Source organism: Leifsonia sp. ZF2019, assembly GCF_019924635.1.
Classification (GTDB): Bacteria; Actinomycetota; Actinomycetes; order Actinomycetales; family Microbacteriaceae; genus Leifsonia.
Genome location: NZ_CP065037.1, coordinates 3348714 through 3363509 on the forward strand (window position 1 = coordinate 3348714; position 14796 = coordinate 3363509).

10 protein-coding genes are annotated in these 14796 nt (G+C 71.6%); 4 read left to right on the plus strand and 6 right to left on the minus strand.

Translation table 11 applies throughout. From position 1 onward, the window contains the following. The first annotated feature begins 16 nt into the window (after positions 1 to 16). Positions 17 to 322, plus strand: a complete 306-nt coding sequence (locus IT072_RS16540) for a DUF2470 domain-containing protein (protein ID WP_223357928.1) — start codon at positions 17 to 19, stop codon at positions 320 to 322. Positions 323 to 410: 88 nt separating this feature from the next. Here the strand turns inward: IT072_RS16540 and IT072_RS16545 are convergent, their stop codons facing one another. Beyond that, on the minus strand, positions 411 to 5204 hold the full coding sequence (locus IT072_RS16545) for an ExeM/NucH family extracellular endonuclease (protein ID WP_223357929.1): 4794 nt from the start codon (positions 5202 to 5204) through the stop codon (positions 411 to 413). 224 nt (positions 5205 to 5428) lie between these two features. Between IT072_RS16545 and IT072_RS16550 the strand changes: the two genes are divergently transcribed. Continuing rightward, the gene (locus tag IT072_RS16550) at positions 5429 to 6304 is read left to right on the plus strand and encodes a LysR substrate-binding domain-containing protein (protein ID WP_223357930.1); all 876 of its coding nucleotides are present in this window, start codon (positions 5429 to 5431) and stop codon (positions 6302 to 6304) included. A 63-nt stretch (positions 6305 to 6367) separates the two neighbouring features. Here the strand turns inward: IT072_RS16550 and IT072_RS16555 are convergent, their stop codons facing one another. Then, positions 6368 to 6943: a ScbR family autoregulator-binding transcription factor gene (locus IT072_RS16555; protein ID WP_223357931.1), complete on the minus strand. Its 576-nt coding sequence runs from the start codon at positions 6941 to 6943 to the stop codon at positions 6368 to 6370. A gap of 217 nt (positions 6944 to 7160) precedes the next feature. On the opposite strand from IT072_RS16555, the gene IT072_RS16560 reads away from it, so the two are divergent. Continuing rightward, positions 7161 to 7643, plus strand: a complete 483-nt coding sequence (locus tag IT072_RS16560) for a DUF805 domain-containing protein (protein WP_223357932.1) — start codon at positions 7161 to 7163, stop codon at positions 7641 to 7643. A 27-nt stretch (positions 7644 to 7670) separates the two neighbouring features. Here IT072_RS16560 and IT072_RS16565 read toward each other — a convergent pair whose 3' ends face one another. The 4 genes from IT072_RS16565 to IT072_RS16580 form a co-directional block, all read right to left on the minus strand. Then, positions 7671 to 8144 (minus strand): hypothetical protein, encoded by a 474-nt coding sequence (locus IT072_RS16565; protein ID WP_223357933.1) that lies wholly within the window; start codon positions 8142 to 8144, stop codon positions 7671 to 7673. A 132-nt stretch (positions 8145 to 8276) separates the two neighbouring features. Next, the gene (locus IT072_RS16570; protein ID WP_223357934.1) at positions 8277 to 10133 is read right to left on the minus strand and encodes an amidase family protein; all 1857 of its coding nucleotides are present in this window, start codon (positions 10131 to 10133) and stop codon (positions 8277 to 8279) included. A 32-nt stretch (positions 10134 to 10165) separates the two neighbouring features. Further along, positions 10166 to 10912, minus strand: coding sequence for a cohesin domain-containing protein (locus tag IT072_RS16575; RefSeq protein ID WP_223357935.1), 747 nt, complete (start codon positions 10910 to 10912; stop codon positions 10166 to 10168). A gap of 267 nt (positions 10913 to 11179) precedes the next feature. Further along, positions 11180 to 12016, minus strand: coding sequence for a siderophore-interacting protein (locus tag IT072_RS16580; RefSeq protein ID WP_223357936.1), 837 nt, complete (start codon positions 12014 to 12016; stop codon positions 11180 to 11182). A gap of 206 nt (positions 12017 to 12222) precedes the next feature. On the opposite strand from IT072_RS16580, the gene IT072_RS16585 reads away from it, so the two are divergent. After that, positions 12223 to 14742 (plus strand): LuxR C-terminal-related transcriptional regulator, encoded by a 2520-nt coding sequence (locus IT072_RS16585; RefSeq protein ID WP_223357937.1) that lies wholly within the window; start codon positions 12223 to 12225, stop codon positions 14740 to 14742. The last annotated feature ends 54 nt before the right edge of the window (positions 14743 to 14796 follow it).

Here is a 14796-nt window from a genome sequence, read left to right on the forward strand (position 1 = left end):
GGGCGAAGATGGAGGGATGGCGCACGGATTCGATGAGGCGACCCTGGCGGGCGTGCTCGGACACATGAACGCGGACCACACCGGCGACAACCTCCTGATCGTGCGGGCGTTCGGGTGGCCGGAGGCGGTCGGCGCGGAGATGACCGCATTCGACGGCGACGGCGGGGACTGGCGCGTGGAGCTCGCCGACGGCACGACCGCCGAGGTGCGCGTGCCGTGGTCGGGAGGCCCGATCACGGAACGCCCCGAAGTGCGGCGCGAAGTGGTCGCCCTCTACGACGAATCCTGCCGCCGCCTGGGCGTGGAGCCCCGGCCGCACTGACGGCGCGCCGAGGCGGCCGATTCTCGGCCGCCTCGGCGCTTTCCCCCATACTTCGGGCCGCCTCGATTGCTATGGCGGCGCGATGGGATCAGCCGAACAGCTTGTGGAACCAGTTCCACAGCCAGGCGAGGTCGCAGATCCAGTCCCACCAGCCGCCGCCGGAGGACTTGACCTGGAAGGCGCTCCAGCCGATCACGCCGTTCGACGCGTTCTGCACGGAGAGCTTGTGGTCGCCCTTGTCGAGCTTGGCCGGGAGGGTGAGCTTCAGGACGCCGTTCGCCGGCACCTGCACCCAGCCGCCCGAGATGTTCTTCGGCGAGGAGTACACCCAGACGGAGACCCACTGGCCGGCGAGCTTCGCGTCCACGGTCACCTGGACCGGGTCGCCCGCCTTGTAGCTGGTCTTGTCGAGGGTGACCTTGCCGAAGAGCGCCTTCGTGAGGGCCGACTCCTTGGCCGCCTTCGGGTCCTTCGTCGGCTTCGGGTTCTCGACCGGCTTGTCCGCGACCTTCAGCGCCACCGTGACGGTGGTGCCGGAGTCCGGGGCGGTCAGCACCAGGGTGCTCGCGCCCGCGGCATCGGCCGGGACGGTGAACGCGACGGTCGCGCTGCCGTTCGCGTCCACCGGGACGCTGCCGAGGTCGGTCCCGCTGCCCGTCCACGAGAGCGTCAGCGAGGTGTTCGCCGGGCTGCCGAGGGAGGTCAGGTTCAGCTTCGAGACGGTGAAGGAGACCTGCTGGCCGCGCTGCAGGGTGTCGGTCGGCGCGCCGCTGACGGCCACGCCGCGGCGGGCGAAGCTCGGCGACACCGGGCTGGTGTTCTGCAGGTAGCTGATCCAGGCGTCCCGGTCGATGAGACCGGAGTCCTTGGTGTCCGTCCCGGCCGCGAAGGCACGGAAGTTGTCACCGCCCTGGAGCAGGAACGAGAACGAGCCGATCCGGTACGACTTCGCCGGGTCGATCGGCGCGCCGTTCACGAGGATGCTCGTGACCCGGTCGCCGGCGGCGCGGGAGGCGTCGTACGTGTAGCTGACGTTCTTCGACAGGCCGAGGTTGAGGAACGGCCGGCTCGGCACGGTGCCGTCGGCGTTCGTCTGCCACTGCTGCTCCAGCGCCTGCTTGAACTGCGCGCCCGTGAGGGTCGTCGTCCAGAGGTTGTTCACGAACGGCAGCACGGCGTTCGCCTGCGCGTAGGTGATGGAGCCGTCGGTGCCGTACAGCAGCTCGGCGCGCAGGCCGCCCGGGTTCACCACGCCGATCTCGGCGCCGCCGAGCTCCGCGGGCGAGAGGGTCGACAGCAGCGAGTCGGCGACGAGGTTGCCCAGGGTGGACTCGCTCGCGCGGTCGTCGCGGAGGCCGGAAGCGTATGCCGTCGTGATGTCCTTCGTGACGGAGCCGATCTTCTGGTTGCCGATGACCGCCGCGTCGGCGAGCGCCTTGTCGACGATCGTCTTGACCTGCGCGACCCGCGGGTACGCCGCCACCAGGTCCGCGTCGGCGTCCGTGGTGCGGGCGACGTTGCGGAGGGTGTGGGCGGTGACCTGGTCGGTCTCGGGGTCGACGGTCAACGTGACCTGGCCGATGTTCTCGCCGTAGCTGCCGGTCTGGACGACGGGACGCGTCGCGCCCTCGACGCCCGGCACCGGGGCGTCCCACGCGTACTGCTTGTGCGTGTGACCCGTGAAGATCGCCGAGACCTTCGCGCTCGTCTTGGTGACGATGTCGGCGAACGCGCCGCCGGCGGCGACCTCCTGCTCGAGCGTCGCGCCGTCCGGCGTCCCCGCCCCGGCGCCCTCGTGGTACTCCGCGACGATCACGTCGGCTTCGCCGTTGGAGGCGTCGCCGTCGGTGAGCTGGTTCGCCACGCGGTTGACCGCCTCCACCGGGTCGCCGAAGTCGAGCGTCGAGATGCCGCCCGGCGAGACGAGGGTCGGGGTCTCCTGTGTGACGGCGCCGATGACACCGACCTTGACGCCGTTGACGTCGAACACCGCGTACTCGGGCAGAGCCGGGTTCTTGGTGCCCTTCGTGTAGACGTTCGCGCCGAGGTAGCTGAAGTCCGCCGCGTCCTTCACCCGGCCGGTCAGGTCGGAGAAGCCCTTGTCGAACTCGTGGTTGCCCACCGCGCTGGTCTTCAGCCCGAGCGCATTCAGCACGTCGATGGTCGGGATGTCGCCGGCCGAGGCCGAGGCGAACAGGGAGGCGCCGATGTTGTCGCCGTCGGAGAGGAAGAGGGTGTTGCCCTCGCCGCCCTCCGCGCGCAGCTTCTCGATCGTGCCCGCGAACTTCACGGTGTTGGCGTCGATCCGCCCGTGGAAGTCGTTGATGTTGAGCAGGTTCAGCGTCACCGGCTTCGCGGCGAGACCGAGGCCCACCACGATCGGGTCGTGGTCGCTCGACCGGTACGGGTCGGCGGCGTAGAAGTTCGTGACGTTGTAGTTGTACCGGCTGTACTCCAGCGCGATCGACTCGCCCGAGTTGATGTTCCACACGTCCGCGCCCGTGATCGCGGCGTTGGCCGCGGGTGAGGCGAACACGTGGTCGAGGGAGCCGACCGTGCCGCCGAACGAGTACGTGTGCTTGCTCGTGCGCGTGCTGACCTGGTCCACGTAGCCCGCGTCGGTGAGGACCGTGATCGGGTCCTCCTGCAGGTACGCGTTGAAGTCGCCGATCAGGAGCACCTTGTCGAGGCCGAGGGCGGCCTTGCGCTCGTCGGCGAAGGCGACCAGCGCCTTCGCCTGCTTCACGCGGGAGGCGTTGGACGCGCCCTGGCCGTCGCCCTGGTCGGCGTCGGCCCCGTCGCCGGAGCCCTTCGACTTGAAGTGGTTCACGATGGCGATGAACGCGTTCGCGTCCTTCGCGCCGACCTTCTTGAAGGCCTGAGCGAGCGGCTGGCGGGCGTTCGAGAACGCCGCGTCGTCCAGGATGCGGGAGGCGCCGACCGGCTCCGCGACGGCCTTCTTGTAGATGAATGCGGTGCGGATGACGTCCTCGGAGGACGGCACGGTCGACGGCGACTTCACGTACGCCCAGACCTCACTGCCCGCCGCGGCGTTGAGCGCGCCGACGAGGGTCTTCAGTGCGTCATCGCGGTCGAGCCCGAAGCGGGCCGAGTTCTCGATCTCTTCGAGGGAGACGACGTCGGCGGTCAGTCCGTTGATCGCGGCGACGATCTTCTCCTGCTGGCGCTTGAGGTTGGTCGCGTCGGCGGCGCCGCGGGCGTCGCATCCGCTGTTGACCGTGATCTTGTTGCCGTCGCGGTCGGTGTAGAAGGTGCAGCCGCTCAGCTGGTCGCCCGTCGTGGTGAAGTAGTTCAGCACGTTGAAGGTGGCGAGCTTGAGGTCGCCGCCCACGTTCTCCGGGGCCGCGGTGCGCGTGTTCGCGAAGGTGGCGGGCTGGACCGTCGACGCGTTCGCCGGGGTCAGCTCAGCGGTCGGCTGGAACTTCCACGCGTTGTTGCGGTAGTCGAGGACGACCGGCTTCGTGAACGTGACCGGGGCGCCGACGCGGACCGGGTCGGTCAGCGACAGGTAGGGCAGCGGCTTGGACTTGTTGGCCGCGCTGAGGAAGTTGGTGGAGGCTCCGTCGTCGAGGACGACGCCGCGGGCCTTCACGTCGGCGACGGCGGCGGTGTACTCCGCGGTGCCGGGGCGCGCGACATCGGTGGGCTGCAGCAGCGCGGTCTCGCCTGCGGCCAACCCGATCTCGCCGTACTGGTTGGTCGAGTACGTGTCGGTGACGGTGAAGGGTCCCTGCGGGGCGATCAGCATGCCCTCGAGGCTCTCGCGCTGCGCGTCGGTGGCGGGGAGGCCGACCGTGGCGGGCGCCGGAGCGGTGACGGTGCTCGCGTCGAGCTTGTCGAGCTTCGACGCGGTGATCTCCGTGAGGCCGTTGAACTCGCTGACGGCGCCGGTCACCTGCACGTAGTCGCCGGCGGCGACGGAAGCGGCGTAGGAGGAGCCGTAGACGAAGACCGCGTCGGAGGCGGCGTGGGTGGCCAGGTCGACGGCGCCGCCCGTGCCGGGGGTCTGGATGTAGAACCCGTTGAAGCCGCCGGTCGCGTACTGCGCGGTGACGACGCCGACGGTGGTGACGGTCTGGCCCGCCTTCGGGCTGGTGTCACCGGTTCCCTGGATCTCGGAGATGGCGATCGCGCCGGCCGGGGGTCCCGGGTCGGTCCCGGTTCCGGGGTCGGTTCCCTCGCCCGGGTCGGTCGTGCCGCCTCCGGGGGTGGTCGCCGAGTTCTGCGGCGTGATGGTCGCGCTCAGGGTGAAGTCGGCGCTGTTGTCGTCGGTGTCGGTGAATGACGTGCGGTTCAGCGACTTGACGTCCGTGTTGGCCGAGGGCGCGGGGGCCTTGGCCTTCTCGAACGTGTTCGATGTGCCGTAGCCGAGCAGGTCGACCACGCCGGCCGCGCCCGTGACCGAGCCCGCGGGCAGGGTGAGGGCGGAAGCGGCGTTGGAGAGGATCAGGGTGCCGGTGGTGCCGCTGGGGTTCAGCGCGTTGCTCGCGATGTCGGGCGTCGGGAGGGCGGCGCCGTTGGTGCCGTTCGAGCCTCCCGCGACGAGGTAGTAGCCCTTGGCGGCGATGGAGCCGGTCAGCGGCACGACGCCGTTCGCGGCGCCGGTGCTGGTCGCGGAGCGGTACTGCACGCTCCAGCCGGTGAGGCTCACGGCGGCGTCGCCCGGGTTGTACAGCTCCACGAACTTGTTCGTGTAGGCCGCGCCAGCGCTGCCGCCGGAGAGGTAGGCCTCGTTGATGACGACACCGGTGCCGTCGGTGCTGGCGAACGCCGGCGTCGCGACGAGGGCGCCGGCTGCGAGGCCGGCTCCGACGATCGCGGCCGTGGCAGCGCGCCACACCCTGCCATTCCTGATTGACATTGCTCTCCCTGGTCGGTGGGGGTGGGATGGATCCGACGGTCAGAGTAGGAACCACGATCGTCGGGACTCTGTCTCTTGTGTGAACGTACAGAAAACTCGTTCAGGGGTAGACCGCTCATTTGAGCAGCCTTCGGGGGTGGTCCTGGTCGACCACCCGTGCATGGGTGGGGTCCGGCCCCCGCGGAATCGGGCTGCCCGGGCCGCCGTGCGCCATGATGGGTCCCATGCGGATCGACGAGATCGCCCATTTCCGGGCGCTGGCCGCCGAGGGGCACCTGGCGCTCGCGGCGCAGTCCCTCGGCGTCTCCCAGTCGACCCTCTCCCGGTCACTGGCGCGGCTCGAGGCGGAGGCCGGCGTCGAGCTGCTCGACCGGCGGCGTGGCCACCTCGAGCTCAACCAGTACGGGGAGATCCTGCTCGCCCACGCGGCGCGCGCCGAGCTGGAACTGGAGAACGCGCGGGCGAGGATCGCGGCCCTCCGGGACCCGTCCGCGGGGATCGTCTCCGTCGCGTACGTGTCGTCATTCGGCGGCTGGCTCATCCCACGCGTCGTGAGCGAATACCGCGCGCTGTTCCCCGACATCCGGTTCGTCCTGCGCGGGGGCACCGCGGACACGGTGCTCGACGCCCTGCGGGAGGGGTCGGCCGACGTCGCCTTCCTCAGCCCCGACCCGCGCGATCCCGGGATCGACTGGCACCCGCTCACGGCCGAGCGACTCGTGCTGGGCGTGCCCGTCGGGCACCCGCTCGCCGGCCGCGAACGGGTGACGGTCGACGACCTCACCCCGTACGAGCTCGTCTCGTTGCGCCCGGGCTCCGGGCTCCGCCACATCGCCGACGCCTACTTCTCGGCGCACGGTGTCGTCATGGCGCCGGTGATCGAGGTGACCGAGCTCGCCACCCTGCGCGCCCTCGTGCGTGACGGCGTCGGCGTCGCGCTCATCCCGGACACGCCGGCCGAGGCGGGGATCGTCGCGGTGCCGCTCGCCGACGAGGCGACCAGGGTCGTCGGCCTGGCGCGCAACACCGCGCGGTCGGAGTCGGCCGCCGCGGCGCAGTTCGCACGCTTCGTGCGGGAGGAGCTCGGGCCGCTGGAGTGAGCGCCTCCGGCCGCCCGGAGCGGGCGCGAAGCCGCTCGGCGCCGGGCGAGCGGAGAGGTCAGGTCAGGCGTGGCCCGCGATGACGTCCCAGATCCGCTCGGCGTCCGCCTCCAGCCCGTCCAGCCTCCCGCGCTCGTCGGCGATGAGGTACGCGCCGAAGAACGCCTGGACCGCGACCGTCGCGAGAGAGGAGGGATCGGCCCCCGGGGAGAGCTCGCCCGCCTCGGCCGCCTGTTCGAGGGAACGACCGACCACGGCCGACCAGCGCGCGTACGCGTCGTCGTCGGGTTCGGGGGTCAGCACGGTGCGGCTCAGCTTCATCGCCGCACGCACCCGCGCGTCCGTGGCGAACACGACGGCCACCCGTCGCAGCACCTCGCGAGCGGCGGCGAGGCCCGTCGCCCCGCTCGCATCCACCTCCGCCACGAGCTCCGGCCAGGTCGCATACTTCTCGGCGACGAGCGCCTCGGCGAGATCCTGCTTCGAGCGGAAGTGGAAGTAGACGGCGCCCTTGGTGAGCTGCGTGCGCTCGATGATGCGGTCGAGCCGGGCGCCGGCATAGCCGTGCGCATCGAACTCGGCGGCCGCAGCATCGAGGATCGCCGTGCGGCTGCGCTCGGCGCGTTCCTGACGGGGCATGGACGGGGAGACCTCCGGAGATGGGACGAACGTGGGTCCCCCCAGCGAAGACTGTACCTCCCCGGAACGGGGGCCAGGCGGGACACGCCGCGTCGCATTTCCCTCCGATGAGGCCGGGGATGCGCTTGACTATGCGCGCCCGGCACCGACCCGCCGAGCGCGCGGCGAGGGGGATGCCGACATCCCTCCGGAGCGCGGCATCCAGAGAGGAATCGTCATGAGCTACGAGAACCCCGCACCTCCCGTCCCCCCTGTCGCTGCGGAGGCCGTCCCCCTGTGGGCACCCCTCTACGGGGCCTCCTTCGGCGCGGCCGTCAAGCGCGTCTTCCGCAAGTACGCCGACTTCACCGGACGCGCCAGCCGCAGCGAGTACTGGTGGTGGATACTGTTCTCCGCCCTGGTGGGGATCGTCCTCGAGGCGCTCGCCCTCGTGCTCGGCCTGCCCGGCTCCACCGTCTCGGCGGACGGATCGTCTCAGCCGGGACCGGGGTTCTGGGTGGCCGGTGTGCTGATCCTCGTGTGGATCCTCGGCACGATCGTGCCGCACCTCGCGATCCTCTGGCGCCGCCTCCACGACGCGAACCTCGCCGGGCCGTTCTTCTTCCTGACGTTCGTCCCGTTCGGCAGCCTGGTCGTCTTCATCTTCACCTTGCTGCCCTCCAAGCCCGAGGGGGCACGCTTCGACCGTCCCCACGCGTAGCGGGGCGGCTCAGCAGAGCCGGCTCGGTCAGCAGGAGTCGGCGAACAGTCTCCGGGGCCGTGCGGGGTCCGCGTCGTCCAGCAGGACGGACGCGACCTCGCGCGGCGCCCCGAGCGGATCCTTGCGCCCGGTGGCGACGAACGACCAGTCCGGGCTGCGCTCCGGATCGTGCTCGACCCAGAGGGAGAAGTTCCAGAACCCGCGGAACTCCGGCGCGAGCAGGCCCGGGCCGTCGACGACGAGCACGCCCTCGCGCGTTCGGGAGGGTGCGACGACCTCCGCACGGAACGGGTCCGCCGCGGTGTCGGCCGTGACGCTCACGCGCTCGACGGTGTCTCCCGCCGCTCGGAGCGCCTCCGCCAGCGCGTCCGCAGCCCCGGCCGCATCCGCCTCCGGCACGCCGGTCACCGCGACGAAGCGCGGACCGCGGCGGTAGTGCTGGCGGAACTCCGCAGCGACCTCCGCGTAGAACCTGCCGCGATCTGTGGCCGTGCTGCCCATGACGTCCCCTCCTCCTGTCTCTCATCGGGAACGCTACGCGCGCCCGCTCGATTCCACAGGTCGCGATTCGGCCCGAATGTCGGGAAAGCGTGAGCGAATCCCGACATTCGGGCCGAATGTCGCGGGGTGTCGTTACTTCAGGGGGCCGTAGAGCGGTGCGGTCGCGCGGGCGTGGGTCGCCTGCTCGAAGGCGTACGCGAGGCCGATGATGCCGCTCTCGTCGTAGTCGCGCCCGAGGAACTCGAGGTTGACGTTGGCGCCCACGATCGGGTTGGTGCCGTCACCCGCGGCGGCCTGCCCCATCGGCACGGTGATGGCCGGCATGCCCGTGTTGGGGCTGAGGCGCATGTTCGTGCTGATGGTGCTGTACGGCGAACCGCTCGGGTACACGAGCGAGTCCAGGCCGTTGTCGTTCATCAGCTGCGTGACCGTCGCCTGCCCGGTGGCGATCGCCGTCGTGTGCGTGCCGGACGGACCCGCCCACGCCTGGTACTGCGCGTCCGTCACGTTGTTCCGCGAGGTGTAGATGCTGTTGCGGGAGGTGACGTTGCGGCCGCTCGCCAGGATGTCGGCGATTGAGCGCGCGGTCACCGTCGGCGCCAGGTGGTTCTGGATGTAGATGTTCAGGTCGTGCTTGAACTCGTTCGTGCTGCCACTGCCCTCGTTGAGGGTCGCGGTGAACGCTGCCGGGACGGTGGTGAGCTCGACGACGGTCGCGCCCTGCGCCTCCAGCGTCGCCTTGGCGCTCGCCCAGAGCCGGGTCACGGTGGCGTTGCTGCCGAGCATCGAGGTGACGATGCCGATCCGCTTGCCCTTCAGCGCCTCGGGGTCGAGGGCCGCGGTGTAGGAGGCGGGCACCTTGCCGGCCTGCTCGGCGGTGATCGGGTCGGCCGCATCCACTCCGGTGACGGCGTCGAGGGCGACGGCCGCGTCGGTGACGCTGCGGGCGATCGGACCGCCCGTGTCCTGGCTGAGCGCGAGCGGGATGATGCCCTCGCGGCTGGTCAGGCCGACGGTCGGGCGGATGCCGACCAGTGAGTTGTATGTCGACGGGACGCGGATGGAGCCGCCGGTGTCGGTGCCGAAACCGATCCCGGCGAGGTTGGCCGCGATCGCCGCACCCGTTCCGCCGCTCGAGCCGCCCGCGGTCCGCGCCGTGTTGAGCGGGCTGGCGACGAGGAGGGTCTTGCCCGGCTCCTGGCCCGACGAGAACTCCGAGACGAAGCCGTACGCGAACTCGTCGAGGCTCGCCTTGGCGAGGATGACGGCACCCGCGGCGCGCAGCCCCTTGACCATCGTCGCGTCGTCGCTGGTCTGGTTGCCGTCCCAGCACCCGCAGCCGCCGGTGGTGGGCATGTCGACGGTGTCGTAGTTGTCCTTCACCGCGATCGGGACGCCGAGGAGCATGCTCGTCATGCCCTTCTCGGCCCGGGTGGCGTCGGCCTTCGCGGCGATGGTCAGCGCCTGGGGGTTCTCGGCGATGATCGAGTTGAGCGCCCGGCCGCCGGTGCCCGTGTCGACGACGGTGCGGTCGAGGGCGGCGATGCGGGCGAGGTACTCCTGCGTGATCTTCACCGACGTCGTCACGCCGGCGTTCATCGCGGCCTGCATGTCGAGGGCGGACGCCTCCACCAGCTGGAAGGGGCCGTCGTCGTAGATCATGCGGTGCGAGACGCCGACCAGGTCTGCGACGGTGATCGTGCCGTCCCCGTCGAGGTCGGCCTTCGACACGGCCGACCAGCCGGCGGAGGCGGACGTCTCGCCGAGGTGCGCCGCGACCACGTCGAGGTCTGCGGTGGTGATCTGGCTGTCGCCCGTCAGGTCGGCGGCGGTGTAGTACGGGGCCAGGAACGCTCCGGTCGTGGGAGCGGGCGCCGGCTCCGCGCTCGCGGCCGGTGCGACGACTGCTCCGGTGGCGACCAGGGCGGCGAGCGCCGCGGCGGTGGCGGCGGTCGTGGCGACCCGGCGGCCCTTCGTGCGAGTCTGCATGGGGGTGGTGCTCCTCGAGGTCGGTCGGGCGGTCATCGGGCGTCTCCCGCGCGGCGGCGGCGGACGGTGAACAGCACGGCGGCGGCGCCCGCGGCGAGCAGCGCCAGCGCGCCGATCACGTACGGGAGCGCGTTCGAGCCGGTGGAGGCGAGGTCGCCGTCGACCGCGGACGAGCCGCCGGTGCCGCTGGCGCTCGTGCCGGCGTCTCCCGAGCCTCCTGCGGAGGACGTCGGGGTCGGGGTCGGCGAGCTGACGGCGGCCGGCGTGATGGTGAGCGCCGGGCTCGTCGCGGCGTTGGCGGACGTGACGACGGCGGAGGCGGAGTCGACCAGCGAGAGCGAGCGGACCGTGAACGCCGTGGACCCCGCCGCAGTCGCCCTGAACGTCAGCGTGGAGACGATGTCGCCCGAGAGCGCCGGGGAGGTCCCGAGGCGGGTGTAGACGAGGTCGACCGACCCGCTCGCGGTGCGGACCGCGTCGAAGCCGCCCGCGGGGACGACTGCACTGCCGTCGACGTAGGAGACGACGGAGGGGTCGAACGCGAGGACGGCTTCGTAGCCGAACACGTCGGTGGAGCCGGTGAGGGTCACCGTCACGTCGAAGGTGTCGCCCGCGGTCGCTGTCGTGGGCGCGGAGATCGAGACGCCGGTGACCGCGGGAGCGGCGAGCGCGGGAGCGGCGAGCGCGGGAGCCGCGGCGCCGATCGCGAGGCCGAGTCCGGCGAGCGCTGCCGCCGTCGCGGCGAGGAGGCGCACGTGTCGCCTGGGTTTCTGGTGCATTCGGGTGGTGCCTTCCTCTGGGGGCGAAAGGGGGCGCCGATGCGTCCGCCGTCAGCGGCGAGGACGGGGAGACTCGGAGGCGTCGAGGAGCACGACCTGCGAACGGTCCAGGGCCGGCCGGGGGTGGGCCAGCGGCTGAGGAAGCGGCTCCATCGACACCAGCGACGTTACGGAACGACTGTTTCGGGGAGCGCGCGGTCGTGTTTCTGAGACGTTACACAGACTGGGCCGGGCGACTGTGCGGGCCGCGCGACGCGGCGGTCGGCGTCAGCGGCGCTGGGCCTTCCAGTAGCCGCAGAAGAGGATGTCCTCCTTCGCGACGCCCGTGGCGATCCAGTGGCGGCGCATGGCGATGGCCAGCGCGGACTCGCCCGCCACCCAGCCGTAGAAGCGCTCACCGGGGGTCGGCAGGAGGCGCGCGCGGGTTCCTGCCGCGATCCCCGGGACCGCGTGCGGGTCCTTCCGGACGACCCAGTGCACGTCGACGCCGTCGGGCGAGGAGAGCGGCTGGATGTCGTCGGCGTGCGGGACCTCCAGCACGGCTGTGCCCCTCGTTCCCGCAGCGAGCGTGCTCAGGATGTTGGCCGCCGCGGGCACGCCGGTCTCGTCGGCGACGAGTCGCACGTGCGCGATGCCTGAGGCCGGCGTGAAGGAGATGCCCTCGTCGACGATGGCCACCGCGTCGCCGACGGCGCAGGTCTGCGCCCAGCTCGCCGCCGGTCCACTGGTCCCCGCGGCTGCGGACCCGTGCAGCACGAAGTCCACCTCGAGCTCCGGGCCGTCGACGCCGTCGGGGCGGAACGCGCGCACGGAATAGTTGCGCAGCACCGGCCGCACCGCCTTCGATATCGCCAGATAGCGCGCGAACGCGAAGACATCGAGCTTGGCGGGAAGACGGTTGAGCGCGTCCTCGTCCCCTCCGACGGGAAGGAAGAGCCGGAACCACTGGTCTCCACCGAGCGGGACGAAGCGGCTGATGTCCCCTCCCCCGAGTGTCACGCGCATGAAGCCGGACGAGAGGCGCTGGCGCCGGAGCACGTGCAGCACCAGCAGTTCCGAGCGTTGCGGCTTGATGCGGGTGGTCTGCATGTTGGTTCGGGCCACGGGCTGTCCCTCCAAGGTGGGTCACAGATGAGCCTATTCTTTAGGTAAGGCTAACCTAATACAACTTTGGTCACAGAAGTCGTGTCACCCGTATCGGGTGACGCACCGGTCCTGATCCCGCGCCTACGATCCGAAACACGAAGGAGTAACGCGGACGCTCACGACGTCGGGGGACGTGGATGATCGGAATCTCAGGATGGGCACTCGTGCCCGACGGAGCGACTCGGGTCGACCGTCGCGGGCTCCGTCGTGTCCTGGACGACGGAGAGCGGCGCGCTGCCGTCGTCTCGATCACCGCGTCGGGCGGCACGGGCAAGACCGCCCTGCTCCGCTCCTGGTGCGACGCCGAGCCGGGAGAGCGCTTCCTCGTCGAGGTCGACGGTGGGATCGGGCGCACGCGCGTCGGCGGCCGCACCGACTGGCGGAGGGCCCTCGACGGTGTGCGGGCACAACGGCGTCCCGTCACCGCCGTGATCGACGGCGTCGAGCGCATCCGCACGCACAGCGACCGCGAGCTGCTGCAGGAGGCAGTGCTCGCCTTCGACGCCGCCGTGGTCCTGAGCGGCCGCACGCAGCCGGTGGAGCTCGACCGCATATCGGCCGCCCGCCCGCTCATCACGGTCGGTGTCGCGGACCTCGCGTTCGGACAGCGGGAGGCCGACGAACTGCTGCGATCCGCCGGTGTGCTCCTCCCACCCCAGGACGTCTACGAGTTGGTCGACCGCACCGGCGGGCGGGCCATCACCCTGACCCTGGCCGTGGCCGCCCTCGCGCGCTCCCGTGACCCGCAGGGCGCGATCCGGCGGCTCACCCACTCCCCCGTCGGCGCCGACGAATACTTCGTGGGCACGCTGCTGCACACGCTCGACGAGGAGGACGCCGACGCCCTCCTCTCCCTGGCTGCGGTTCCCGCCTTCGGAGTCGGGCTCGCCGCCGAGCTGACCGGGCACGTCGACGCGGGGGCGACCGTCGAACGGCTCCGCGAGGGCAACGACCTCCTCCAGCGCATCGACGACGGCGAGGAGGGCCACGAATACCGCTTCGACGAGTCGCTGCGCCGTAACCTGCTCGCCGAGCTGGCCCGGCGCGACGCCCCGCGGCTGGACGGCCTGCGCCGCACCGCCGCGCACTGGTACCTGGCGGGTGGAGACCTGCACCGCGGCCTCGAGCACGCGGTCGCCTCCCGGTCGACGGACCTCGTCGAGGACGTCCTCCGCCGCCACGGCCTGGAGATGGTCTTCTCGGGCGACACCGGCCCGGTCCGCGACGCCCTGGGCGCCCTCGAGGACCGCGGCGTGATGTCCGCGGCCACCGGCCTGCTCGGTGCGCTCGTCACCTCCCCGACCCGGCTCGACTCGGTCCGCATCGACCACTTCCTCGCCCTCGCCGAGGAGGAGCCCGCCCGATCCCCCGAGAGCGAACTCGTGCTCGCCGGCATCCTGGGTCTGCGCGGCGACGGTGACACCCAGGCGGACCGCGATCGCTCCCTGGCCCGGCTCGAGCGCGCGGTGGCGCAGTCGATGCGCCGCCCCGCCGGCGATGGCGGCGCCCTGGCGGTCCTCGACGCCCGCATCTTCGCCGAGGCGGCGCGCGCCTCCCTGCTGCTGCGCTCCGGGAGGCCGGGCGAAGCGCTCGAGGCGGCCGACGCGGCCGCCTCGAGCGCGGAGGAGACCGGCCTGCCCTGGCTGCAGATGCTGGGGCTCGAGCTGGCCGCAGCAGCGGCCGCAGCGCAGCGGAGCTGGCCGATCGTGCACCACCTCGAGCGGCGGCTCGCCGGCATCGCCGGCGCCGAACCGAGCACCGACAGCATCGTCGCCGCCAGTGCGCTCCTGCGCGCCGCCGCGGCCGCCTACCAGTCGTGCGAGCCGTTCCGCTCGGCGCACCTCGCCGACATCGTGCAGGCGCGGTGGCGGGGGCTCGACACCGGCGACGTGATCGGCCCACGTGCCCTGCACCTGCTCTTCCGGCTCGACGAAGAGGAGGACCCCCGTGTGGTCTTCGAGGAGATGGAGGACCTCTTCAGCGTCGCTCTGCGGCGCAACCCCCGCACCATCGCGGTGGGGGCTTTCCGCTTCCTCGACCTGACGATGCACTATCGGGGGCGCGCCGAGGTGCGCGGACTCGTGGAGGTGCTCGATTCGCTGCTCGGCCCGCGATCGGTGGAGGCCGCCCTGGGCGGGTCCATCGCGCACGAAGGCACGCACACGCAGGACGCGGACGACGCCATGCTGGAGTCCCTCCTGCTGTCCGGCTCACCGGCGTGGCACAGCAGCAACATCGTCTTCGGCTGGCTGCTCCTCGCTGAACACGCCGCCGAGCGCGGTCGCGAGGATCTGGTCGGCTCCCGCCTGCTGGAGGCGCTGAATGTCGCCGCGCGCACAGAGACGCGACGACCCTTCCTGGCGCGGGACGGCGCCTTCGCCCGGCTGCTCTCCGAGCGGATCGGGAGCTTCGGCGAGCGCGAGGAGTTCGCCCGTTCGGTGCTGGAGGCGGTGGAGTCGTTCGGTCTGCGCCCCGCCGGAACCGAGAGCGGCCCGGCGCTGACCGGCAAGGAGCGTGAGCTCCTGCGGGAGCTGCCGCTGCACCAGAGCATCGGGCAGATCGCCGTGAAGCACAGCATCAGCGCCAACACCGTGAAGACCCATCTGCGCTCGATCTACGCGAAGCTCGACGCCCGCGATCGCGCGCACGCCGTCGAGAACGCCCGCTCGCTCGGGCTCCTGTAGCCTCCGGCTCACGCGCAGCCGGGCCCTCTCCGCCGTGGCATCCGCCGGCGTGCG

What these genes read in the sequence shown, in the direction of transcription:
- IT072_RS16550 (WP_223357930.1), top strand. Translation starts at nt 5,429, where the DNA reads ATGCGGATCGACGAGATCGCCCATTTCCGGGCGCTGGCCGCCGAGGGG.
- IT072_RS16570 (WP_223357934.1), bottom strand. Translation starts at nt 10,133, where the DNA reads ATGCAGACTCGCACGAAGGGCCGCCGGGTCGCCACGACCGCCGCCACC.
- IT072_RS16565 (WP_223357933.1), bottom strand. Translation starts at nt 8,144, where the DNA reads ATGGGCAGCACGGCCACAGATCGCGGCAGGTTCTACGCGGAGGTCGCT.
- IT072_RS16540 (WP_223357928.1), top strand. Translation starts at nt 17, where the DNA reads ATGGCGCACGGATTCGATGAGGCGACCCTGGCGGGCGTGCTCGGACAC.
- IT072_RS16555 (WP_223357931.1), bottom strand. Translation starts at nt 6,943, where the DNA reads ATGCCCCGTCAGGAACGCGCCGAGCGCAGCCGCACGGCGATCCTCGAT.
- IT072_RS16560 (WP_223357932.1), top strand. Translation starts at nt 7,161, where the DNA reads ATGAGCTACGAGAACCCCGCACCTCCCGTCCCCCCTGTCGCTGCGGAG.
- IT072_RS16545 (WP_223357929.1), bottom strand. Translation starts at nt 5,204, where the DNA reads ATGTCAATCAGGAATGGCAGGGTGTGGCGCGCTGCCACGGCCGCGATC.
- IT072_RS16575 (WP_223357935.1), bottom strand. Translation starts at nt 10,912, where the DNA reads ATGCACCAGAAACCCAGGCGACACGTGCGCCTCCTCGCCGCGACGGCG.